The 23,522-nt window shown below is 60.3% G+C and carries 16 protein-coding genes and 1 tRNA gene; 9 read left to right on the top strand and 8 right to left on the bottom strand.

Translation table 11 applies throughout. The features are described 5' to 3' along the window. Nucleotides 1-16 precede the first annotated feature (16 nt). Both DCC24_RS02505 and DCC24_RS02500 read right to left on the bottom strand, forming a co-directional pair. Nucleotides 17-1,201, bottom strand: a complete 1,185-nt coding sequence (locus DCC24_RS02505) for an acyl-CoA dehydrogenase family protein (protein ID WP_369859753.1) — start codon at nt 1,199-1,201, stop codon at nt 17-19. Next, nucleotides 1,198-2,550, bottom strand: a complete 1,353-nt coding sequence (locus DCC24_RS02500) for a M20/M25/M40 family metallo-hydrolase (RefSeq protein WP_110098334.1) — start codon at nt 2,548-2,550, stop codon at nt 1,198-1,200. Before DCC24_RS02500 ends, DCC24_RS02505 begins: the two co-directional genes overlap by 4 nt. Nucleotides 2,551-2,714: 164 nt before the next feature. On the opposite strand from DCC24_RS02500, the gene DCC24_RS02495 reads away from it, so the two are divergent. Then, nucleotides 2,715-2,800: transfer RNA gene (locus DCC24_RS02495), tRNA-Leu, on the top strand. A 96-nt stretch (nt 2,801-2,896) separates the two neighbouring features. Here the strand turns inward: DCC24_RS02495 and DCC24_RS02490 are convergent. Continuing rightward, nucleotides 2,897-3,298, bottom strand: a complete 402-nt coding sequence (locus tag DCC24_RS02490; RefSeq protein ID WP_146206256.1) for a hypothetical protein — start codon at nt 3,296-3,298, stop codon at nt 2,897-2,899. A 745-nt stretch (nt 3,299-4,043) separates the two neighbouring features. On the opposite strand from DCC24_RS02490, the gene malQ reads away from it, so the two are divergent. Both malQ and DCC24_RS02480 read left to right on the top strand, forming a co-directional pair. Continuing rightward, on the top strand, nt 4,044-6,305 hold the full coding sequence (gene malQ, locus DCC24_RS02485) for a 4-alpha-glucanotransferase (RefSeq protein ID WP_110098332.1): 2,262 nt from the start codon (nt 4,044-4,046) through the stop codon (nt 6,303-6,305). Next, nucleotides 6,298-7,713 (top strand): glycosyltransferase, encoded by a 1,416-nt coding sequence (locus DCC24_RS02480; protein ID WP_110098331.1) that lies wholly within the window; start codon nt 6,298-6,300, stop codon nt 7,711-7,713. The genes malQ and DCC24_RS02480 overlap by 8 nt, the downstream gene beginning before the upstream one ends. Here DCC24_RS02480 and DCC24_RS02475 read toward each other — a convergent pair. The 3 genes from DCC24_RS02475 to DCC24_RS02465 all read right to left on the bottom strand — a co-directional run bounded on the left by DCC24_RS02475 (nt 7,625) and on the right by DCC24_RS02465 (nt 11,430). After that, complete coding sequence (locus DCC24_RS02475; RefSeq protein ID WP_110098330.1) at nt 7,625-8,644, bottom strand: MaoC/PaaZ C-terminal domain-containing protein; 1,020 nt, start codon at nt 8,642-8,644, stop codon at nt 7,625-7,627. The two genes, DCC24_RS02480 and DCC24_RS02475, sit on opposite strands and share 89 nt — an antisense overlap. A gap of 3 nt (nt 8,645-8,647) precedes the next feature. Beyond that, the gene (locus DCC24_RS02470) at nt 8,648-10,024 is read right to left on the bottom strand and encodes a 3-oxoacyl-ACP reductase (protein WP_110098329.1); all 1,377 of its coding nucleotides are present in this window, start codon (nt 10,022-10,024) and stop codon (nt 8,648-8,650) included. Between the two features lie 68 nt (nt 10,025-10,092). Beyond that, nucleotides 10,093-11,430, bottom strand: coding sequence for an acetyl-CoA C-acetyltransferase (locus DCC24_RS02465; RefSeq protein WP_110098328.1), 1,338 nt, complete (start codon nt 11,428-11,430; stop codon nt 10,093-10,095). A gap of 87 nt (nt 11,431-11,517) precedes the next feature. On the opposite strand from DCC24_RS02465, the gene DCC24_RS02460 reads away from it, so the two are divergent. Together DCC24_RS02460 and DCC24_RS02455 are read left to right on the top strand one after the other, a co-directional pair. Then, the gene (locus DCC24_RS02460; protein ID WP_158524578.1) at nt 11,518-12,252 is read left to right on the top strand and encodes a TetR/AcrR family transcriptional regulator; all 735 of its coding nucleotides are present in this window, start codon (nt 11,518-11,520) and stop codon (nt 12,250-12,252) included. 148 nt (nt 12,253-12,400) lie between these two features. After that, on the top strand, nt 12,401-14,473 hold the full coding sequence (locus DCC24_RS02455) for an acyl-CoA dehydrogenase (protein WP_110098327.1): 2,073 nt from the start codon (nt 12,401-12,403) through the stop codon (nt 14,471-14,473). A 126-nt stretch (nt 14,474-14,599) separates the two neighbouring features. On the opposite strand, the gene glgA is transcribed toward DCC24_RS02455, so the two are convergent. Further along, a complete protein-coding gene (gene glgA / locus DCC24_RS02450) occupies nt 14,600-15,799 on the bottom strand; it encodes a glycogen synthase (RefSeq protein WP_110098326.1) in 1,200 nt (399 codons plus the stop codon). Nucleotides 15,800-15,948: 149 nt separating this feature from the next. Between glgA and glgC the strand changes: the two genes are divergently transcribed. The 3 genes from glgC to DCC24_RS02435 all read left to right on the top strand — a co-directional run bounded on the left by glgC (nt 15,949) and on the right by DCC24_RS02435 (nt 21,724). After that, nucleotides 15,949-17,208: a glucose-1-phosphate adenylyltransferase gene (gene glgC / locus DCC24_RS02445; protein WP_199445861.1), complete on the top strand. Its 1,260-nt coding sequence runs from the start codon at nt 15,949-15,951 to the stop codon at nt 17,206-17,208. A 52-nt stretch (nt 17,209-17,260) separates the two neighbouring features. Further along, nucleotides 17,261-20,026, top strand: a complete 2,766-nt coding sequence (pepN, locus tag DCC24_RS02440) for an aminopeptidase N (protein WP_110098324.1) — start codon at nt 17,261-17,263, stop codon at nt 20,024-20,026. 66 nt (nt 20,027-20,092) lie between these two features. Further along, the gene (locus tag DCC24_RS02435; RefSeq protein WP_110098323.1) at nt 20,093-21,724 is read left to right on the top strand and encodes a Na+/H+ antiporter NhaC family protein; all 1,632 of its coding nucleotides are present in this window, start codon (nt 20,093-20,095) and stop codon (nt 21,722-21,724) included. Here the strand turns inward: DCC24_RS02435 and DCC24_RS02430 are convergent. Further along, nucleotides 21,721-22,839 (bottom strand): lipoate--protein ligase family protein, encoded by a 1,119-nt coding sequence (locus DCC24_RS02430; RefSeq protein ID WP_369859748.1) that lies wholly within the window; start codon nt 22,837-22,839, stop codon nt 21,721-21,723. The genes DCC24_RS02435 and DCC24_RS02430 overlap by 4 nt on opposite strands. A 17-nt stretch (nt 22,840-22,856) precedes the next feature. Between DCC24_RS02430 and DCC24_RS02425 the strand changes: the two genes are divergently transcribed. Then, nucleotides 22,857-23,447, top strand: coding sequence for a hypothetical protein (locus DCC24_RS02425; RefSeq protein WP_110098322.1), 591 nt, complete (start codon nt 22,857-22,859; stop codon nt 23,445-23,447). Nucleotides 23,448-23,522: the final 75 nt, after the last annotated feature.

Genomic DNA, 23,522 nt, shown 5'->3' with positions numbered 1-23,522 from the left:
GGATCCCGGTCCGTGGCTACTGGTCAAGCGGACCGAGCGCCCAGGTGGCCAACGTGTTGTGCGCCGACGCGTCGTTGGAGGGGTGGAAGAATCCGGCAATCACGTCACGATAAAGCCGTGAAATCTCGGTGTGGCGGTTGAAGCTGGCCCCACCCGATATCTGAAACGCGTAATCCACCTGTTCTTTTGCGGTGCGCACCGCGTGAGTCTTATTGGCCACCAGTCGTGGGAACCACTCCGGGCCGAAGTCTTTGTTGTCTCGGATTGCTTCGGACAGGTAGCGCAGTTGCGCGTTCTGGGTGAGTTGCCGCAGCGCTGCTTCACCGGCGTGATACCGCAACACCGGATCCTGATCCAAGGTGATGCCCTGAACTGTGGAGGTCCGAAGAGCCAAAGCCTGCTGGGCCAGTTCCGCCGCCCGGTCCCCGATCCCGGTGTAGACCGCAGACAGTAGCGTCAAAAAAGTCGAGAAAATACCGAAGACCAGCAGATCTTGGTTGGGGCCTACCGGTAAGCGACGAATGACTTTTTCTGCTGAGATTGTGGCCTGCTCCAAGCGGGTGACCAGTGAGAAGGTAGCGCGCATGCCGAGCATGTCCCAGCTGGAATCATCGGCGCTGATTCCCTCAGCGCTACGATCCAGGACGCCGAAGATCAGTTGCGATCCGTCGGGCGTTTTCCCGAAGGTCAGCAGGTGCGTCCAGGCCGGTGAGAGGCTGGTGAAGATCTTGGTTCCGGTCAACGTCACCGAGCCGTCGGGGTTCGCCACGGCTTCGGTGCTGGAGTCGAACAGCACGGCGTCATTACCAGCCTCGGAGATACCAAATGCGTATATCTCACCATTGGCAGAGCCACGGTGAATAAACCTCAGCGAGTCATCTCCGTGGATGGCGAAGACCGAGGCGACGGCGTTGATGATCTGGTGCATATTGACCGCCAACGCGGTCGCCGGAGAAGCGGTGGCTAGCAGCCGCTGGGCCTCGGTGATCACGGCGAAGTCCCACCCAAGCCCGCCCAATTCCACCGGGGTTTGGGCGCGCAAATAGCCGGTCTCGGCTAAGTCCTGAAGATCGTCGTGTGGGAACGTGTTGTTTTCATCGTGCTCGACGGCGCGAGCCCGCAGTGTTTCTAAGAGTTCAGGGGTGAGAACTCTGCTGATCTTTGCTGAATGCTCTGAGGTGATCTGCGTCAACAGTCTCACCGATTCCTTTCATCGTGTCCGGGTTCCAGCACGCGCACCAGAGTGCGTACTCCGAAGTCCAAGGAATCCACCGGAATACGTTCATCGATGCCGTGGAAAAGGGCCGTGAAGTCCAGATCAGCCGGAAGTTTCAGAGGCATGAAACCATACCCGGTGATGCCGAGCTGGGACAGGTGGTTATTGTCAGTGCCACCAGACATCATAAAGGGCAACACACGAGCGCCGGGGTCTTCGGCTTCAATGGCTGCGACCATCAGCTCAATGAGATCGCCAGAGAAGGGCACCTCTAAGGACGAGACCTTGTGTTCATAGTCGAACTCGATGCCGTCACCGGCCAGTTCACGAAGCTGTTCCATGACCTTGTCGTCTTCACCCGGTAACACGCGAGCATCGACTGTGCCTCGTGCTGTCCCGGGAATGACGTTGTGTTTATATCCGGCTGTCATGCCTGTGGGATTGGCGGAATTGCGCAAGGTAGAACCGACGAATTTTGCCGCAGAACCCAAAGCTTCCAACTGCGGGGAGGGATCGGTCTCGTCAAAATCGACCCCCATCATCTCTGAGACCTGCTCCATCAAATCCCGCGTGGTTTTGGTGTAATTTAGTGGCCAGGTGTGGTGGCCAATGCGGTCCATGGCTCCGGCCAGTCGGGTGACGGCATTATCGGGGTGCACCGAGGATCCGTGCCCCGGTGAGGCGGTGGCGGTGAGATTCAGCCAGGCGATGCCTTTCTCGCCGGTTTGCAACAGATAAGCCCGTTGCCCGGCAATCTCCGCGGAAAAACCGCCCACCTCGGAAATGGCCTCGGTGGCATCGGTAAGTAGCTCCGGACGGTTCTGCACCATCCACTGGGCTCCGTAGACTCCCCCGGCCTCTTCGTCGGAGAACAGGCATAAGATGATGTCACGACGGGGACGAAGCTCGTTGTGGACCAGGTATTCAAGTGCGGTGAGCATCATGGCATCCATGCCCTTCATATCCACCGCACCACGGCCCCAGATCATGCCGTCCTCGTCAATCTCACCGCTGAACGGGTCCCGGGACCACTCTTCAGCTTGAGCCGGGACGACGTCGAGATGGCCGTGCAGAATCAGTGCTGGAGCCTCCGCGTCCCACCCGGCTAAGCGACCGATGACCGAAAACCGGTCGGGTACCGATTCGATGATTTCGGGATTCATGCCCAGATCCGACATCACGTGGGCACAGTACTCGGCTGCTTCGCGTTCTCCGCGACAGTTATTACCCCCGAAATTCGTGGTGTCAATGCGAATCAAATCCGAGGTGATCTGCGCGACCCGCTGGCTGAGCAGACCGGGTTCTGGAATGTGCGACTCCGGTGAAGCTGTCATGTATCCCACTCTAACGGGAGGGGCTAAATTGGTCACAGATTCGCGGTGAGACGATACGCGCTATAGCACTGTTACCGCAGAACGTTTTTTCTCGTGCTAAGATGTACAGGTTGCCACTCCCCGATGCCGGTCTAAACCGTTCATGGTGGGACATTACTTCACCCGCGCGGGTGGCGGAATTGGTAGACGCGCAGCGTTGAGGTCGCTGTGACCTTTATCGGTCGTGGGGGTTCAAGTCCCCCTCCGCGCACGGATGGAAAACAGTTCGAGCCTGAGAGCATTTGCTCCCAGGCTCGAACTGTTTTGAGCCGTGACATTCCGGGGCTCATTGACGTTTAAGCGGTGCTTATACAGTGCGCTTCCGACCGAGTAGCTGCACCAAAAGCATGATGGAAAAGATCACCATACCCAAGGATGCCAGCAACAACAGCCACATACCGATTCCGGCCATCCCGCCGTCTTCGAAGAAGAAAACGGTGTAGTCATACCCGGCTTCTTCGTTGATCCAGTACAGCATGTAGATGATGTGGAAGGCACCGACCAGGGCCGCCAACAGCGCGGTGGTGAACTGAAAGCCACGAGCTGATTTGCCTAAAGCCAGCAAACTGAACGCCAGGGTGACCAGGAACAGGAGCAGGTGAACCCAGCCGAGGGTTTCAGCATCCTCCTCCAAGGCCGAGACGGACGCCGACAAGGGCTCCGAGAATGAAAAAATTCCGCCAGAATACGAAACCTGTGCTAATGGCATGAAAAGCGATAGTGTGCCCACCCCGGTGAGAACGGCCAGCACCACGGGAACCCAGGATTTCGTGGCGCCGAGCTCCTGTCCAGGAGCTTGTTGCTGAGCAGACTGTCTGGTTGGTCCTGGTGCTACTTGGTGTGCAGTTCAGTGGGCGGTTGGTGCTTGTGGCTGTGAGCGATCATGTGGTGGTTGGGGCTGCTGGTTTTCGGGTTGAGTCATGGTAATCCTCCGCGGTGTTGTACCGCCCAATCGCCAACCCTCGACCGGTGGACCATACCGCGCACCTCAGGCGATACCATCGCGTTGACTGGCCACCATAGACCACCGTTTTGGTCTCGTGGATCCGCTCGTGAGTGTGTTGACGGTCTCCCACGAGATGAGTTGGAAACGAGGTCGGAAGCCAATCATTAAGCGCAGTGTGTGGGTGCCACGAATGGCCCGCAAGAGGTCGGTGAATCGGACGGAGTGACGAGAACCCCTGGTCGAACGAAAGCCCTGATAGTCTTCAGTGCTGTTTTCGTCAGAAGTTGATGACAATAGGACACTGTATATAGAAAGTGCAACTATCACAATGGTTTAGCTCCTCCGTCCATCAACACTTCACTGAGACCTATGCTGGGTGAAGCACGACTCATCATCTCGAGTAGGCATGTTGAGGATGTCGGGGTATCGACAAAGGTTCAGCCAGGGCGAAGAAAAGTGAGACACTAAAGGGTGAAGTCCCGCTGAGTCTTGAGCACGGAGAAGCCAGATGCCTGCACGTCAACCTACACATCAGCCGTTGCGCGAACGGTTGCTGACGGAGCTAGCCGAATACTACGGGGTGCAAACGCATTTCACAGCCCAAAACGGGGACGACGCCAGCGTGGACCTCGACACCGTGGTGCAGATACTCCAGTTTTTCGCCGCACCCCTGCCCGATCAAGCGCAGGAGTTCGCCGACCTCAGCGCACTCGATCTACGTCAAGCCATCGATGAGGCAAAATCTCGACCGACTGAACAACCCTTCACGACCACGGTCATCGTCGATAGCGACCAGGGCCGAGAGCTGTCCTTGCCGTTTGAAACTGGCGACTGGGTGGTTGAATCATTCCAGCCCGTTGATGTGCTCGGAGGCCATGAGACCATCGCAACCGAGTGGTCCACACAGGAGTTGCTCCCTGAGATACAGCATGCGCCTCAGCGGGTCTCAACAGACTGTTCCGAAACCGCCCCGCGACTGATTTTTCCGGCCGGGCTTCCGGTCGGTGATTACCAGCTGAGACTGACTGCGCCGGCTTCAGATGTGGTCGATCTCTCAGTCATCGTGGTGCCTTCCACGATTTCGGCCACCGCAAGATACGACAACCGTCGCGGTTGGGGCGTGACCGTTCAGCTATACTCGGTGCGCTCCAGCGACTCTTGGGGTATTGGTGATTTTGCCGACCTGGCCCGGATCATGGAACTGGCAGCCTTAGAAGGCGCCGATTTTGTGCTCACCAACCCGCTGCACGCCTCAGAGCCGGTACCGCCACTTCTTGACTCACCGTATTCGCCGGTGACGCGAAGTTTCCTCAACCCGCTGTATCTCCGGGTAGAAGATGTGGCCGAATACCAGGGCCTCTCGGTGGATGATCAAAACCGGATTGCCCAGCTGGCTAGCCCGTTGAAGGCCACGAACAACACCGCAGACCGGCTGGACCGTACCGCAAGCTACCGGGCCAAAATTCAGGCGTTGCGCCTGATCTTCACCCGGTTCGAAGAAGAACTCACGACCAAGGCCATCACGGCCGGGGCCTTCCATGATTTCTGCCAGGATCGTGGTGCTCAGTTGCGCAATTTCGCTGCCTGGTGTGTCTTGCGCGAAGACGGACGAGACGACCAGATTCAGCTGAGCGACCTGCCAGCATGCCGGTCGTTGCTCGACCACGATCTGAACCATCACCCTCAGATCGATTCCTCACGACTGCTGTTCTTCGCCTGGCTTCAGTTCCTATGCACCACCCAGCTCCGGGTAGCCCACAAGCGCGGGCTACAGGCCGGGATGCGCACCGGGGTCATGGTGGATCTCGCAGTGGGAGCTGACCGGTATACCGCCGATGCTTGGATGCATCCGGACGCGCTGGTGGAGCCATTCTCGGTAGGTGCTCCCCCGGACATGTACAACCAGCTCGGACAAGACTGGTCCCAGCACCCCTGGAACCCTCGGACCCTCGGTGCCACCGGATACCGGGCCTACCGGCAGATGCTTCGTAGTGTCTTTGCCGGGGTCGGTGCGGTGCGTATCGACCATATTCTGGGCCAGTTCCGCCTGTGGTGGGTCCCCGAAGGCACCACGCCGAACCATGGGGCCTACGTTCGTTACGACTCCCGCGCCATGCTCGGCATTCTTGCACTCGAGGCCCAACGCGCCGGAGTGCTGATCGTCGGAGAAGACCTGGGGACCGTCGACGATTCGGTGGTTACCGAACTGTCCTCCCGAAAGATTCTGGGCACCAGTATTGTCTGGTTTGAACAAGATGACGGCATCCCCCACGATCCCTCCGAGTACCGCCGGTTGTGCCTAGCCACTGTCAACACCCACGATTTGCCACCCACCGCCGGCTACCTGCGCGGAGTCCACCTGGATTTACGGGAAGAACTCCAGTTGCTAACCACCTCTGCCGAGGCCGAGCGAGCCACCTTCCTCCGTGATATACGCGGCTACCTGAAGGCCCTGGTCCAACGCGGACTCTTGACGGCCAGTTCGGCCCGTGTGCACGACCTCGACGAAATTCCCCTTATTCCCGTGATTCAGGCGCTGCACCGCTTCATTGCTCGCGCACCCTCTCGGCTCCATGCCGTGGCCTTGGTCGATGCCGTGGCTGATCAACGCATCCAGAATCAGCCCGGCACCACCCAGGACCAGTATCCCAACTGGTGCCAACCACTCACCAACCTGCACGGTGACCCGGTGCTGGTCGACGATCTGGAGACCACCCCGGAATACCGTGAGCTCTTCCGCGTGATGAACACTGCCATCCATCATGACTAAAGCTGATCGTGCTCACTCAACCAGCAGTCGTGGAACCTCGCTGGCTCAGGGGCCACGTTGCCTGGTGGTGATGCTGAGTATGCACACCTCAGCCTTAGCGCAGCCTGGGTCCGGCGACGCTGGCGGGATGAACGTCTACGTGGCCAATATGGCCCGGGCACTGCGCGCCCTCGGCCACCGGGTGGTGATCTACACCCGTGCGACCGAACCGGTCACCGACCCGCAAGCCGGGGCCCTGCCCGCCGGGCGGCTACTACCGGGCACCGAGGATGTTGCAGAAATTTCCGTCCCCGCAGGTCCACGCCAGCCCATCGCCAAAGAAGCCCTGTCCGAATACGTTGAGGAATTTGCGCAAGCCGTCCACGCTCACCTGTCTGGGCCCGTAAGCCACCTGCCTGGGTTCGACGAAGACATTCTGGTCTATAGCCACTACTGGCTATCGGGCTTGGCTGGGCGGAGCCTCGTCGCCCGGCTACGCGATGAGCACCAGGCGGTCCGAATTACCCACGCCCACTGCATGCACACCATCGCCGCGGTGAAAAATCACGGAGAAGCCCACGCCTGGCAGGACGCTTCCGGCCAACGGTCTCACCCCGAGCCCTCGGCGCGCGAAGCCGGTGAAACTCAGATCGTCGCCGCAGCTGATATATTGACCGCCAATACCGCCACCGAAGCTGAAGAGCTGGTCACCTATTGTGGGGCCGATCCGGACAAGATCCAGATCATCACCCCCGGGGTGGACCACCGGATCTACACCGAACACGGCCCCCGATGGTGGCCCAGCACCGCTGAAGATAGCCCCGAGTCCGGATTCCGCATCCTTTTCGCTGGTCGTTTCCAACCTCATAAAGGCCCGCAGATTCTGCTCCACGCCTTAGCACAGGTACAAGCGGACCTCGATCGGCAGCGCTCGCCACAGACCGGGCTACTGGACGTGATCTTCACTGGAGCACCGTCCGGGGCGGTAGCACAGCACCTGCCCGAGCTCGCCGATCGGTTGGGAGTCTCCGACGTGGTGCGCTTTATCCCGCCGGTGGAACCCACCAAGCTGGCTGCCATGATGCGCACCGCCGATCTGGTGGTTATGCCCAGTGTGACCGAAAGCTTTGGTCTCGTTGCTGCCGAAGCCCAAGCCTGCGGCACCGGTGTGCTGGCACACCGAGCCGGAGGGCTCAGCACTGTCGTCGACCACGGTCACACCGGAGAACTTCTCGAGGACCTCAACCCAGATACGTGGGCCACCGCCTTGAAACAGGCGCTGGCCCAGCCACAGGTCTGGGAGAACTACGGTCGCGCAGCGGTTGCCCATGCCCAAGGCTTTAGCTGGCAGACCTCGGCGCAACGGGTGATGCAGTTCGTAGCTGACCGAAGAAATGCGGCAATTTCTTCATCGGGTTCCAGCCGGTGAACTCGGTAACCTCTTCCGAGTTGTGCTCCACGGCCACCGCGACCGTGGTCGGTAGCGTCACCGGTTTGGCGAAGCTGATCTGCCACGAAAACGGTGCCTGGGGCTCACGCCCGGCCAGCATGCGTCCGGCCAGATACATCCCGTGGGCAATCATCCCGGGCATCCCCAGTGCTTTGGCGGTCAGATGATTCATATGAATCGGGTTGACGTCTCCAGACACCCCGGCGTAGTTCCGACCGGTATCAGCCGGCAACCTCCAGGAGGCGGTGGCTACCGGTGGCTGGAAATCCCGGTGCGCGGAGCCTGTCGAGTCACTGTCTTCGGAGCCGGTTTCCGCTTCGGGCCGGCCGGCGAGGAAAAATCCTCGGGATAAATAGGTGGCCCGGCCCTGCCAGAGCAGTTTCCGCGGGTTCGCCTCATCGTGGATCTGCACCCAGATCGCCACGGTCGTTCCTCGTTGGTGTGCCCCCAGAGAATCCGCCCAGGTGGTCACGATCAACGGCTGATCGATCGCCACCGGATGCAGATGATCTACTGTGTGGTCTAGATGCACCAGGCCCAGCAGTGGTAGCGGGAAGTTCTTGGAGGCCATCATTCCCATGGACAACGGGAACGTGGCAATGTGTAAGGCCAACGACGGAACCGTGTCGTGACCGATAGCCCCGGTGGCCCCAAAGAGCTGAATGTAGTCATCGACTTGCTGGCGGGAGACCGCCTGGCCGGTGACTTTCCACCCGGCGGTGGGCAACGAGCCGGAGCCCTTGCCCGTCGCCGAGGTTCCCGGGGTGATCTTGCCAATCAGTGACGACAGGGTGGCCCCGACCGTTCCGGCTGCCACCTTGCCATACAGTGCCCCGAGGCTGGGAAGTTGTTCCTGATGTTTCCAGTGTGTCGGTGGTGTGACGTCGTGCAGGAGAGGTGGTGTGGTCATCGGTTAGGCCCCCATCACTGCTTGACCGCACACGCGCAGGGTGCGCCCGTTGATGCCGGCTGACTGATCGGAAAGGAGGAAGCCGATCGCTTCGGCCACATCCACCGGCAGGCCACCCTGGCTCAAGGAGTTGACGCGACGACCGACCTCACGGGTGAGCGTCGGCATTTTTGCGGTCATGTCGGTCTCGATGAAACCGGGAGCGACCGCATTAATGCTGCCGCCGTTGGTAGCCAGCCGGTCGGCATAAGCCTGGGTGAACCCGATGATCCCGGCCTTGGAGGCCGCGTAGTTGGTCTGGCCACGGTTACCGGCTATACCGGAGGTGGACGCCAGTGAGACGATGTGGAGGTTGTCGGCCACTGCGGGGTCGCCGGTATCGCGAGCGGCCAACAGTTGGTCGTTGATGCGCAACGGAGCCTGCACGTTGACGGCCAGCACCGAATCCCAGCGCGAAGCGTCCATATTGGCCAGTAACTTATCGCGGGTAATCCCGGCGTTGTGCACGATGCCATCCAGGCGACCGATGCGCTCGGAGACGAATCTCAGGATTTGCTCTCCGGCGTCCTCGGCGGTGATATCCAACTGCAAGGCGAGGCCTTCGACCCGGTTGATGGTCTGTGCCAGCGCTTCACCGGCGGCCGGCACGTCCACACCGACGACCTTGGCCCCGTCCCGGGCCAGCACCTCGGCGATGGCGGCCCCGATACCGCGGGCAGCTCCGGTGACCACAATCGTCTTGCCGGCCAGGGGCTGATCGGCGTCAGCCGGTAGCGCTCCGGCGTCGGAGGTGACGGTCAAGAACTGCCCGGAGACATAGGCCGAGCGGGTCGAGAGGAAAAAGGAGATCGCGCCCATCACCGAGGGCGCATCGGCAACCACATCATCGCAGATGAGAATGCCATTGGCGGTGGAGCCGTAACGCATTTCGTGGGCCACCGAGCGGGTGATGCCGGTGATTGCCTGGCGAACACCGAGCTGTTGGGGATCACCGGCGATCGGGGCTGCCTGTGGATCCCGACCGATGATGATCACGCGACCGTTTTTATCCAGCTGGCGCAGACTGGCACCGAGCTCGAGGATCGGTTCGGAGAGCTGGGAGAGATCATCTACATCATCGACAGCGACAATGATGCCGGCGAACCTCGTCTTCAGGCCACGGTCGCGACGGACATCGGCACCGAGGTGGAACAGGTAGCTGGCGGTGGCCTCAGCCACCGGGGACGTGCCAATGATCAGTGCTGGGCCGTCAACGACGGGCTGACCTGGGGCATAGCGTTTCAGCGGTGTGGGCTGGGGCAACCCCAGGGCACCGGTGACTTTCTTGCCGAGCGGGTTTTGGACAAAAGCGGTGTAACCATCAGTGGGTTTAGTACTCATCAATCAACCTCAATGTCAACAGATTGGTTTGTGTAGCTGGGGTGTGCAGAAGGTGGAGCAGGCGGGGGTTAGCGACCCTTGACGATGGCCACCACGCCCTGACCGCCGGCCGCGCAGACTGAAATCAGACCCAGTGACCCGGTCCCGTGGGCGTGCAAGGTCTTCGACAGGCTGGCCACAATCCGCGGACCGGTGGCTGCGAAGGGATGACCGGCAGCTAAGGAGGACCCGTGGACATTGAGCTTGCTACGATCGATGGCGCCCAACGCGCCATCCAGTCCCAAGACTTCGCGACAGTACTCATCAGATTCGAAGGCAGCCAAAGTGGACAGCACAGTGCCCGCAAAAGCTTCGTGAATCTCGTAGTAGTCGAAATCTTGTAGGCGCAGACCATGGCGAGCCAACATTCGCGGGATCGCGTGCGTGGGGGCCATCAGCAAGCCCTCAGCGCCATCAACGAAGTCCACGGCGCCGGACTCAAAATCGAGAAACTCGGCCCAGACCGGCAAAGAGCGCTCGGTAGCCCACTGTTCGGTCCCCAACAGCACCGTAGCGGCACCATCGGTGAGTGGAGTCGAGTTACCGGCGGTCATGGTGGCTTCGTCACCGAATTGCTTGCCGAAGACCGGCTTGAGTTTAGCCAGCGATTCCATGCTGGAATCTCGACGGAGGTTATTATCTTCGCTCAGACCGCGGAAGGAGGTCATCAGATCGGTGAAGAACCCGGAATCGTAAGCCTGCGCTAAGTTCTGGTGGCTGGCCAAGGCCAACTCGTCCTGTGCCTGACGGGAAATGCCGAAGGCGTGGGTGGTCACCGCCTGGTGATCACCCATCGACAAGCCGGTGCGAGGTTCACCGGCGGTGGGTGCATGCGGGGCGAAGTGTTTGGGACGCAACGATGCCAGGGCGGCCAATTTGTCTTTGGTGGACCGGGCCCGGAACAGTTTCATAAACGCAGCGCGTCCACCGCGGTTGAAAGCCAAGGGCGCATCCGAGGTGGTGTCTGTGCCGGCGCCGATCCCGGAATCGATCTGTCCCAGCCGAATCTTATTGGCGATCTGTCCGATCGCTTCCAAACCGGTGGCGCACGCTTTCTGCAGTTCGGTAGCCGGAGTGTGCGGGTCCAAGGCGGTGCCCAGCACCGATTCACGGGTCAGGTTGAAGTCCGAGGAGTGCTTCATCACCGCACCGGCGACGACTTCGCCCAGGCGTTCGCCCTGCAACCCGAAGCGCGCAATGAGTCCTTCTAAGGCAGAGGTCAGCAGGTCCTGGTTCGATGCGGTGGCATAAGCGCCCTGAGAGCGGGCGAAGGGGATGCGGTTGCCACCGATGATCACAGCCGGACGGAGCGGGCCGCCAGCCACAGCAGCAGGTGAGGAGGTAGCGGTGGTGTGTTGTTCAGCCATGAGGTGAGAATCCTCTTTCATCAGATTTCAGCAAATTTTCGTGGCGTGCATTACTCAGAACCGATCTTACCTGATACGCTCGGTACCGTGAACAGTCAGTACCACCCACATTCTGTGCACCCGGTCCGACGTGCTACGCCACGTCCGGTAGCGCGTGCTGACCGAGCGGCCAGCGCCACAACCGCCGCGGTCGATGGCCGTTCCACGCGTTGGGACGACCACCGTCGCGCGCGGCGTGCCGAACTGGTCAAAGCCGCCCGTGAAGCCGTCCACGACCTGGGCCCGGACGCCTCTATGGCCGATATTGCCCATCACGCCGGAACGTCCAAACCGGTGTTCTATCGGTATTTCGGCGATAAGCTCGGACTTCAGTCTGCGGTCGGGCAGGCCTCGATTCATTTCATGGAAGACGCCCTGCGCACAGCGATTCTGACCCCCAAAACGGCGCTGGAAGGGTTGCACACGATGATCACCGTGTATCTGCGCCTGGCCCGATCCTCCCCCAATGTCTATTTCTTTTCGACACGTGGCGAACATGAGGTTTCGCAGTTCTTCTCCCGGACTGCCGAACTCGTCGAGCAGCGGGCCCAACAGGAATTCCCTGTGGAAGATAATGGCGCCGATCAGGCAGCTCGTCGCTACTGGTCCTATGCTGCGGTTGGATTCATCCGCAACGCCGGCGAGAAATGGTTGATTGATATGAGCGCCGGGCGCCAGGTGCCATCGGCTGACGATTTAGCCAAACGGATGAGCCACTGGCTCGTCCAGGGCCTCAACGCCCCGATGACGACTACCCCTCGGGCAGTGAGAGTGCGGACCTAAACATCGACACTATTTGGGCTCCAGACTGTCACACCGCCGGTGGCCTCTGCACGGTCCCACCGACCAAACGCCAACAACCTACGGACAACACACCAGATAGCACACGATCTCAAAAATCCCAACACCAATAACGAGGAGATAGATCACCATGGGCATTACCCCGTTCCCCGCTGATGACGAGAAACTCACCATCGATTCCGACGAGCTCCAGAAAGCAACGTTGGGGCGTTGGTCCGACGCACACCTGTGGATGCGCAAAGAGGCTGAATCGGCTGACCTACACCACCCCATTGATCTCACGCTGGCCGAGCACCGGGCGCGCAACCTGGAGCAACTCAAGTTGCTCACCGAGAGGAATCTCATCTCGAAGGCCTTCCCGAAGCGCTTCGGTGGCGAAGACGATCACGGTGGCAACGTGGCTGGGTTCTCCGAACTCGTCCACGCACACCCCTCGCTGCAGATTAAAGCCGGTGTGCAGTGGGGACTGTTCGGAGCCGCCATCCTGCACCTGGGCACCGAAAAACACCACGAAAAGTGGCTTGAAGACGTGATCAGCCTAGAGCTTCCCGGCATTTATGCGATGACCGAAATCGGCCACGGTTCCGATGTCGACAAGGTGGCGACCACCGCAACCTATATTCCCGAAGACGGCGAATTCGAAATCCACACGCCGTTTAAGGCCGCTTGGAAGGACTATCTGGGTAACGCCGCGCTGCACGGTAAGGCCGCGGTGGTCTTCGCTCAGCTGATCACCAAAGGCGTCAACCACGGCGTGCATGCCTTCTTCGTGCCGGTTCGCGATGAGCAGGGCAACTTCCTGCCCGGCGTCGGCGGTGAAGATGACGGTTATAAGGGCGGTCTTAACGGTGTCGATAACGGCCGGTTGCACTTTGACCATGTGCGCATTCCGCGCTTCAACCTGCTCAACCGGTACGGCGACGTGGAAGAGGATGGCACCTACACATCTGATATTGATTCCCCGGGCCGTCGTTTCTTCACGATGCTCTCCACCCTGGTACAGGGCCGTGTCTCGTTGTCGGTATCCAGTTCGCTGGCCTCTGCGGTGGGCCTGACCGGTGCGATCACTTACGCCAACCAGCGCCGTCAGTTCAATGCCTCCTCGGATATCGACGAAGAATTCATCTTGGACTACCAGCTGCACCAGCGCCGTTTGCTGGACCGACTGGCTCGCACCTACGCCGATATGTTCGTCTCTAATGACCTGCTGGAGAAGTTCAATGAGGTCTTTTCAGCAGAAGACGATTCCGATCAGAACCGTCAGGAACTGGAAACCTTCGCGGCCGCTATCAAGCCGACGACCACCTGGAATGCCTTGGATACCTTGCAAGAATGTCGCGAAGCCTGTGGTGGTGCCGGGTTCTTGGCTAAGAACCGATTCACACAGTTGCGCGCCGACCTCGACATCTACACCACCTTCGAAGGCGACAATAACGTGCTGTTGCAACTGGTCGGACGCCGTTTGCTGACCGACTACTCCAAAGAATTCGCCGGTCAGTCAGCCGGAACCGTGGGTCGCTACCTGGTCGAGCAGGCCAATGAAGCCGTCTACCAGCGCTCGGGCCTGCGCCGTGTCGCGCAGCAGGTGGTGGATCTGGGCTCAGATATTCGTGCTGGTGAATGGCTGAAGAACGAAGAAGTTCAGCATGAGCTGCTGGCTGACCGGGTGCGGACTCGGATCGCTTCGGTCGCCAGTGCCTTGCGCTCGGTCGCTAAGAAGTCTCAAGCTGAACAGGCCGCGGTCTACAACCAAAACCAGTACGAGGTCATCCAGGCCGCCAAGTGCCACGCCGAGTTGCTCCGGTGGGAATCCTTCACCAAGGTGGTTCATAACACCAAGGACGACGATACCCGCACGATCTTGACCTGGTTGCGCAATCTGTTCACCTTCAGCGCCATCGAAAACGATCTCGGGTGGTTCATCGAAAACGGTCGGATCTCCCAGCACCGCTCCCGCGTGCTACGTGAGTACAACAACCGTTTGGTGGCCCGCCTGCGTCCTTACGCTCAACAACTGGTGGATGCCTTCGGATTCTCCCAGGAGAATTTGCGTATGGACATCACCAGTGGCGTAGAGCAACAACGCCAGGACGAGGCCGCAGAATACTACCGCGCTCAGCGTGCTTCTGGCGATGCACCGATTCATGAAAAGGTGCTCCGCCGTCGCGCCAAGCAGGCTGCGAAACAACAAAAGAACGGATAGCTCGTCATTCGCCTTTTGAGACAATAGCCCCCGCAGCAGTGACCGAAACGGTCCTGGTCGGGGGCTATTGTCGTCGCGAAAGCCGGGCGGATCCCAACTCCGTCAGCCGGTCTTCGCGCCAGCCAGTTAGCCGTTGAGCACCTGTCGGTAGAGCTCAACGGTCTGATCCGCGATGGCCTCCCAGGAGAAGTGCTCAATAGCACGCTGACGACCGGCCTCCCCCATGCTCTGAGCCCGTTGCGGGTCATCCAGCACCTGTTGTAGCGCGGTAGCAAAGTCCGAGGAAAAGGCATTGGGATCCACCGGTTCCCCGGTTTGATCCCCACGATCTTGATAATGGACCAGCAACCCGGTGGTGCCGTCGTCGACAACCTCGGGAATACCGCCGACCGCTGAGGCCACCACAGCGGTCTGACAGCCCATGGCTTCCAAATTGACAATCCCCAGTGGCTCGTAAATCGACGGACAGGCGAAAACCGTGGCGGCCGAGAGCAGTTCTTGCAGGTCATCACGCGGAGTCATGCCGCGCAGGATGTGCACGCCCTGCCGTTCTTTCTGCAAAGTCGCGAGCAGATCATCCACCTCGTGTTGCAATTCCGGGGTATCGGCAGCTCCCAGGGCCAAGACAACTTGGACCTCAGGTGTCAGTTCACGGATCGCACGCAAGAGGTGCGGCACACCCTTTTGACGGGTGACGCGTCCAACGAAGACCACAGTGGGAGCCTCCGGATCAATGCCCAGCCGCTGGTGGACCTTGCGGGTGGTGCGAGGTTGCCAGACCTGCGTGTCAATGCCGTTATGAATGACGTGCACCTTCCCCGGATTGATCTGCGGATAGGCGGTCAGGATGTCATTCTTCATCCCGTGGGACACAGCAATCACGGCAGCCGCCGAGGCATACGCGGTGGCCTCAGCCCACGATGACAGCTGATATCCCCCACCCAATTGTTCGGCTTTCCACGGTCGCAGTGGCTCCAGCGAATGGGCGGACAGAATGTGGGGCACCCCGTGGAGGAGCCCTCCGAGGTGACCGGCCATATTGGCATACCAGGTATGGGTGTGGATCAAATCGGTGCCGGCCAGATCATCGAGGATGGTCAGATCGGTCCCCAACGTTTGAACCGCACCGTTGGTTGCGGACAATTCGGCAGGGGTGGGATACGAGGAGACTGTGGCCCCGTGATAGTTCGGATCGCGATCCGTACCGAAGGCGTGAACCATCAGCTCAACACGTTGGGCCAGCACTTTAGTGAGCTCGGCAACATGAACACCGGCTCCGCCATAGATTTCGGGTGGGAATTCCTTGGTCACGATATCGATGCGCACACTCTAACCCTAAACGGAAATTCGCCGAATTGATACGGGGGTCCGGCCCAGAACTATGGCGTTAAACCCTCGTGGCTGGGTAGTCTCGAATCACAGGCTCGGTTGATGTCAACCCTGCTCTGGTGGTACGTCGTTGGAGGGATGAACTCGTGAAAAAGAAGGTTTTGGCCATTGTGCTAGCCGGTGGAGAAGGAAAACGTCTGATGCCTCTCACCGCCGATCGAGCCAAACCTGCGGTTCCCTTTGGAGGCCAGTACCGCCTGATTGACTTCGCCCTGTCAAATATCGTCAACTCGGGTTACCTCCAGGTTGTGGTACTGACCCAGTACAAATCTCATTCTCTGGACCGTCACATTTCTGAGACATGGCGACTGTCCACGCAGTTGAGCAACTACATCGCCTCGGTGCCGGCCCAACAGCGTCGCGGTAAACAGTGGTTTCTCGGCTCGGCTAACGCGATCTATCAGTCCATGAACCTCATCTCGGACGCCATGCCTGACATTGTGGTGGTCATCGGTGCTGACCACGTGTACCGGATGGACTTCGAACAGATGGTGCAGGCACATATCGAATCCGGTGCTGAAGCCACCGTGGCAGCCGTTCGTCAGCCGGTGGAAATGGCGTCCTCCTTTGGTGTTATCGAGACCGATGACCAGGATCCGACCCGGATCGCTCGTTTTGTGGAGAAACCGGCCACCACCGACGGTCTTCCCGATGACCCGAATCATTTCCTGGCATCGATGGGTAACTACGTGTTCACCAAAGACGCCCTGGTGGATGCTCTAAACCGTGATGCCAAGCTTGCCGATACCAAACACGATATGGGTGGAGATATTATCCCCCGCTTCGTCGAAGCCGGCACCGCCGGCGTGTATGACTTCACCCGCAATGAAGTCCCCGGTGCCGGCACGGACTATCACTACTGGCGCGACGTGGGTACCCTTGACTCCTACTACGAAGCCCACATGGACTTGGTCAAGCCCTGGCCGGACTTTGACCTCTATAACGAACACTGGCCGATCTTCACACACCAATCTGTCTCTCCCCCGGCGAAGCTGGTCCGTTCGGCCTCAAAACGTCCCGGTACCGCAGTGGATTCCATTGTCTCCCAGGGGGTTATCATCTCTGGCGGGACCGTCTCCCGCTCAGTGCTCAGCCACAACGTTCGGGTCATGCACGATGCCTGGGTGGAGAGCTCCGTGATCCTCGACGGAGTACAGATCGGTGAGGGCGCGCAAATTAAAGACGCGATTATCGACAAAAACGTCGTGGTCCCCGAGGGTGTCTCGATTGGGTTGGACCCCGAAGAAGACCGCCGGCGGGGGTTCACCGTGACTGACTCCGGGCTGACCGTGCTGCCGAAGAACCAGATCATTCTGCCATCGGGACACGCCGCGACGTTCGGCTAACCCGGACCAGATTCCTGCAGGACCGCTTGGGCAGTGGTCTAGCATGGAGAACATGGTCGACATCAACAGCGCTGCTCAGCCCCAGATCATTGACGGTATCCCCGATACCACCCGATTGTCCCGAGCCGAAGCCCAGCAACGGGCTGAGATGTTGCGAGTGATCAGCTATGACGTCGACGTCGATATCACCGGCGCCGAAAATCTTGACCAACCCGACTACCCGGTCCACACCCAGATCCACCTCGAGGTCACCAGTGACCAACCGTCGGTGACCACCTTCCTGGATTACCTGGGCGCCAGCGTGACACAGGTCCTGGTCGACGGCGTCGCCGTACCCGGGGAGATGCTTGGTCACAACCGGATCGTCCTCACCGAGCTGGCCCCGGGCGAACACCAGGTCAGCATTTCCTCGCGATCGCGATACTCCCGCTCAGGAGAAGGGCTTCACCGGTTCCAAGACCCTCAGACCAACCAGGTCTACCTCTACACCCAATACGAGCCCGCCGATGCTCGTCGCGTATTCCCCACCTTCGAACAGCCTGACCTGAAGGCGCGCTTCACCTTCCACCTCTCCGGGCCTGAGCAGTGGGTGCTGGCCTCCAACCAGCCCGAGACCGAGCGTACGACGCTGGACCAGCCGGGCATGGTTCGGGTGAGCTTTGCCCCCACAGCGCCGATCTCGACCTACATCACAACCCTGCTGGCCGGTCCCTATCGTGTGTTCACCGACCGGTGGCAAGGCCACGCCGAGACCGACACAGCACCGATCGAACTGCGGATCTTCGCCCGCGAGTCTCTGGCCGATGCTGTTGATGCCGAGGAACTCTTCGATCTCACCCGACGCGGGTTGGACTTTTTCCACCACCACTTCGGTTTCAGCTACCCCTGGGGCAAATACGATCAAGCCTTCGTCCCCGAATACAACCTGGGCGCCATGGAGAACCCGGGGCTGGTGACCTTCACCGAGGACTATGTTTTCACCTCCTCCAGCACCACAGCACAACACCAAGCCCGGGCCAACACGCTGATGCACGAAATGTCACATATGTGGTTCGGTGACTTGGTGACCATGAAATGGTGGGATGACCTTTGGCTCAAAGAATCCTTCGCTGACTTCATGGGAGCCTTAGCCGTGGCTGAGGCCACCGAATTCCCGGGCTCCTGGACCACCTTCGCTCACGGACGCAAGGGTTGGGCCTACCTCCAGGACCGCTACAGCACCACCCACCCGATCGTGGCCGATATTGCCGATCTGGAGGCAGCCCGACAAAACTTTGATGGCATTACCTATGCCAAAGGTGCCGCGGTGATCAAACAGCTGGTCGCCTTCATCGGCCAAGACAACTTCATGGCCGCCTGTCGGGACTACTTTGACCGTTTCGCCTACAGCAACGCGACCCTGAAGGACTTCATGGAGGTCCTGGGTCGCACCGCCGGGACCGACACCACCGCCTGGGCACAGGCCTGGTTGCATACCAGCGGATTCTCAACCCTGAGATTGCACCCCGACGAACATCTCAGTAGTGTCACGTTGACCCAACATGGTACCGACCCGGCCACCGGCAACGATCAGCTTCGCCCGCACACCCTCGAGGTCGGTATCTACCAACCCAATCCGGAACGCGCCACCGAGGGCACCACCTGGTTAACCCGGGCCCTGTCGGAACCGGTCTTTTTTGACACGACCGAGACCACTGTGTCTCTGCAAGGTCACGAGTCCCAGGTCAGCGCCCCGCACACACCCCGGTTGCTGCTCGCCAATGACCGTGATCTGACCTACGCCCGCCTTCAGCTCGATCCGGCCTCGGTCTCGGCCGCACTGACCTACCCCATAGCAGATGACCTCGCCAGTGGCGTCACCTGGGCGTCGCTGTGGACCATGGTCCGCCACGCCGAACTTCCAGCCGAAGACTTTGTGGCCGGGGTAGCCCGGATTAGCCCCCAGATCAACGATGTGGGCGTCCATGCCCGGATGCTGAACCAGGCGATTACCGCCCTGGAACGGTTTGCACCGACCGGGCAGCGTGTGCAGCTCCGACGCCGTCTTGCCGAATCTCTGACCGGTGGACTCGAAACTCTCGGTGATGGCTCCGATCGTCAGCTCAATGCGGCCCGGGCCCTGGCCAGGCTCGCCCATCACCTCCCTGAGCTCGGTGGCGACCTGGTGGTCCTGCTCGGCAGTAGCGACCCGGTCCACACCTCTGGGCTCGCCCCCGGGCTGCGGGTGGATGATGAGCTACGTTGGCAGTTCTTAATCGCGCTCGCCAGTCACGGTGCTGTCGACCAGCAGCGACTAGACCGTGAACTGGACCAACACGTCTCGGCCGCCAACCGAATCCACTATCTCACCGCCCGCGCCGCCCTGCCCGAGGTCGAACAGCAACACCGCTTCGTCGATCAGGTACTCACCGGTACCGATGATCACGGCACGGCCCTGTCTAACCACGAGCTGACCGCCATCGCCCGCGGGGTGAGTATCAGCGGACAGGCTGTCCTCGACAACACCTGGGACCGTCTGCGCGATCACCTTGAGTCCATCTGGTCTGACCGGTCCAACGGCTTGGCCTCCCGGACCATCACCGGACTGTACCCCGGTCACCAGGACTTCACCGGCTCCTTTCAACAAGCAACTCAGCCGGATCAGGACAACACCAGTCAGCTCGTGGACTCCCAGTGGCTCCTGGCACAAAGCACCAGCTGGTTGACGGAGCACCGCGATGCCCCGGCCGCATTGCGTCGGGTCATCACCGAACTGGCCGAAGATCTGCGTTGTGAGCTATACGCCCAGGCCAAACGGTGGCATAATAACCGGCAATAGTTTTCTCGCGGTCCCACGCGTGCGGGCCGTGGGGGGTCCGCTCACGCGCCGAAAGACTCATCACTCATGGTTGAACAACTTCCTTGGCTTACTATCCTTCCACCCGTGCTGACCATCGTGTTGGCCATCCTTACCCGTCGGGTGGTGACCTCGCTGGCATCCGGTCTCGTGCTCGCCGCCCTGCTGGTCGCCAACTTTCATCCGGTTGAGTTTCTGGTGGCGGTCTGGGAAGCTTTTGCGGCCCAGTTCTGGGCCGACGGGGAGTTCGACACCTATAACCTCTTTATTGTGATCTTCCTGTGGCAGCTGGGAGTGATGACCACCCTGATGATGATGGCCGGGGGAAATCGAGCCTTTTCCCATTGGGTCAGCACGAAGATCAGCTCCCGCCGTGGCGCCCAAGGCCTCAGTTTGGGTATGGCCTTCTTGTTGTTTATCGACGACTATTTCTCCGCGTTGGCCGTCGGCCAGGTTGCTCGGCCGGTGACCGATAAGTTCGGGGTCTCCCGCGCAAAACTCTCCTATATCGTCGATTCCACCGCAGCCCCGATGACCGTGTTGGTCCCCTTCTCCTCCTGGGGCGCTAGCATCATCGGGCTACTCTCCCCCGTCATTGCCGCCTCCACGCTGGGATTCAACGACGTGGTGCTCTTCCTCGGGGCCGCGGTGTCCAACTACTACGCCATCGCCGCAGTCATCCTGGTGATCGCCGTCGTCGCGCTACAACTAGACCTTGGCAGTATGCGGGTTGAAGAGCGCCGGGCAATCACCGAAGGTAAACCCTACCGGGACGGAGAACTGATCCCCGGCGAATTGGATGAAGACCTTCCCAGTGCGAAAACGGCCGGAGTATCCACCCTGGTGGTCCCCCTGGTGGTCTTGACCCTGAGCGTGATCGGCCTGATGTATGTTACCGGCTGGCTGGAATCCGGTGCGCTGAACCCCATCGATGCGCTCGGTGAAACGATGCTTACCGAATCGCTGGTACTCGGCGGCTTGTTAGGTATGATCGTCGCGTTGTTCTACTACATCCGCAACACCGGCACCGACACATCTTTCTCCCATTCTGCCCGCGCGCTGGGTCGTGGCGTGTTCGCCGGGCTGAAATCCATGACCCCGGCGATCGGTATCCTCATGCTCGCCTGGATGCTCGGCGCCCTGATTGAAGTGCTCGGCACCGGTGAATTCCTCGCCGAGCTGATCAGCGACTCCACCCTGGGGGTCGAGTGGTTGCCACTGATGCTGTTCCTGGTGGCTGGATTCATGGCCTTCTCCACCGGCACTTCGTGGGGTTCCTTCGGCCTGTTGATCCCGATCGCTGGAACCATCGTGGTCTCGTTGGGTGCCGATGACCATTTGATGGTCACTCTGGGCGCGGTACTGGCCGGGGCGGTGCTAGGCGACCACATCTCCCCGATCTCAGACACCACGATCCTGTCCTCGACCGGGTCCCAGGCCAACATCATCACCCACGTGCGCACCCAGCTACCCTACGCAACCGTGGCCGCCGGGGCCGGGCTGGTCGGCTATCTGGTCGCCGGGCTGACCCCGGGGCCCTGGTGGGGTCTGGGTGCCACCGTCGTGGCGCTGTTCATCGAGTTGTGGATCCTCAGCCGGATCCTGACCGATTTGGAAAAGGAAGAAACGCTCCACGGCCGGGTCCACATCGGCGGTTCCCCGCACACCAGCTGGCCCTAAGGCACCCGGTGGGTCCAGGACTCGGTGGAGAACTTCTCGGCCGCCAACGCCTCAGCACGGGTGATCTCCTCATCGGTGAGGTCCCGCACCTCGGCCTGGTAGTGCTCGGCAAAGGTGTTGATCAGCACGTCCCAGATCTGTTGCCGGCTGAGACCGGTTTGGCGCCGGAGCGGATCCACGCGCTTCTTGGCCGAACGAACACCCTTATCAGAGATCTTCTCTCGGCCGATGCGCAACACCTGGGTCATCTTCTCGGCATCAATGTCGTAACTCATCGTCACGTGGTGCAACATTGACCCAGCAGCCAATCGCTTTTGCGCTGCCCCACCGATCTTGCCCTCCGGAGTGGCAATGTCATTCAGTGGCTGGTAGAACGCCTTTACCCCGGTGGAAGCCAATGCGTCCATGACCCAAGAATCCAGGAACGGGTACGAGTCGGTAAAGCTCATCCCATCGACGAGCGAGGTCGGTAAGTACAGCGAGTAGGTTAGGCAGTTATCGTCTTCCATGAACATCGCCCCACCACCGGAGACGCGACGCACCACGGTGATCCCGTGCTCGTCGACGGCCTGGGGATCGACCTCATTGGAGTAGGACTGGAAGGAGCCGATCACCACCGAGGGTTGATCTTCGGGCCACTGCCACAACCGCATCGCCGGGCGGGTGCGTCCGGCGGCCACATCCTCGGTGAGCAACTGGTCCAGGGCCACTTGGGTCTGGATCGGAATCACCTGTGGGCGGATGACCTCCCACTGGTGATCCTCCCACCGGGTGGCATAACCGGTGGCACGACGCACCGCGGTGGCGACCGCATTGGCATCAAAACCGAACATCACCGTGCCTTCGGCCACCGCGTGATTGACCGCACTGGCCAGCTCGGCATGCGAGGCATCCACCGGCAAGCCCAACAGGGCCCGGTTGATCTCGGCTAGGGCCTCATCGGGTTCCAAGAAGAAATCCCCGTTGAGGTTCATGGTGGTGATGACACCGTCGGCCACCTGCAGATCGGCGACTACGAGTTTTCCCCCGGGGACCTTAAACTCCCCATGAAAATCTTGGGTGGCACCGTGGACGGCGGAACGGGACTGCTGGACTTCGTCATGATTTTCGCTCACATCTCTAGCCTACGCTGTTGACCGGTAACCTCGAAGGCATGGCCGAAGATTCCTCCCAGATGACCACCAGCACCCATCCGCCGCGTCCCGGTCTGGTGGGACTGACCTGGGTGGCACTTATCCTGGTGGTGGCATGGGTCGGGCTTTCTCGTGTGCTGATCGGCACCGCCGGAGCGTTGAGTGTGATCTACGCACTCACGCTGGTGCCCGTGCTGGCTATCCTCGGAATACTCACGCTGACGGTTCCGCATCTGCGAGGCACCCGCGTTCCCAGCCGAAGTCTGGGCTGGTTGGGGATCTCACTGGGTTGCGGTCTGGTGCTTGGTTTCTTCCTGCCCGACGCCCCGGGAAGCACGTCCTCTGTGGTCGGCGTAATGTTTGGAGAAGCCATGGCAGGAGCCGCCTCAGCAATCTCCAACCCCATGGCCGTAATCATGGTCTTTTGCGCGGTGATGGCCTGCGTTATGGCCTTCCTAGACTCCCGCCCTGCGGGCCCGCGCCGGACCACCGATGAGGACCGCTACCAGGGCACGGGATTCTTCCCCCTCTTAGAGACAGACAACTCAGACAAATCCGGCCACGATCCCCGTCCAGACTCGGATGCATGAGTGCCCTGTGTGACCGCTGTGACGTCGCTTCTGACGTGACACCGGGACATACGATACGTTGGAGTTCGGTATTAA

It is taken from the genome of Auritidibacter sp. NML100628 (assembly GCF_003185985.1).
Classification (GTDB): domain Bacteria; phylum Actinomycetota; class Actinomycetes; order Actinomycetales; family Micrococcaceae; genus Auritidibacter; species Auritidibacter ignavus.
This window is presented reverse-complemented; position numbering and strand designations above follow the sequence as displayed.

Excerpts from the sequence above, each read along its gene's own strand:
- DCC24_RS02500 (WP_110098334.1), bottom strand. The coding sequence starts at position 2,550 with ATGACAGCTTCACCGGAGTCGCACATTCCAGAACCCGGTCTGCTCAGC.
- DCC24_RS02490 (WP_146206256.1), bottom strand. The coding sequence starts at position 3,298 with ATGCCATTAGCACAGGTTTCGTATTCTGGCGGAATTTTTTCATTCTCG.
- malQ (WP_110098332.1), top strand. The coding sequence starts at position 4,044 with ATGCCTGCACGTCAACCTACACATCAGCCGTTGCGCGAACGGTTGCTG.
- DCC24_RS02480 (WP_110098331.1), top strand. The coding sequence starts at position 6,298 with ATGACTAAAGCTGATCGTGCTCACTCAACCAGCAGTCGTGGAACCTCG.
- DCC24_RS02475 (WP_110098330.1), bottom strand. The coding sequence starts at position 8,644 with ATGACCACACCACCTCTCCTGCACGACGTCACACCACCGACACACTGG.
- DCC24_RS02470 (WP_110098329.1), bottom strand. The coding sequence starts at position 10,024 with ATGAGTACTAAACCCACTGATGGTTACACCGCTTTTGTCCAAAACCCG.
- DCC24_RS02465 (WP_110098328.1), bottom strand. The coding sequence starts at position 11,430 with ATGGCTGAACAACACACCACCGCTACCTCCTCACCTGCTGCTGTGGCT.
- DCC24_RS02455 (WP_110098327.1), top strand. The coding sequence starts at position 12,401 with ATGGGCATTACCCCGTTCCCCGCTGATGACGAGAAACTCACCATCGAT.
- pepN (WP_110098324.1), top strand. The coding sequence starts at position 17,261 with ATGGTCGACATCAACAGCGCTGCTCAGCCCCAGATCATTGACGGTATC.
- DCC24_RS02435 (WP_110098323.1), top strand. The coding sequence starts at position 20,093 with ATGGTTGAACAACTTCCTTGGCTTACTATCCTTCCACCCGTGCTGACC.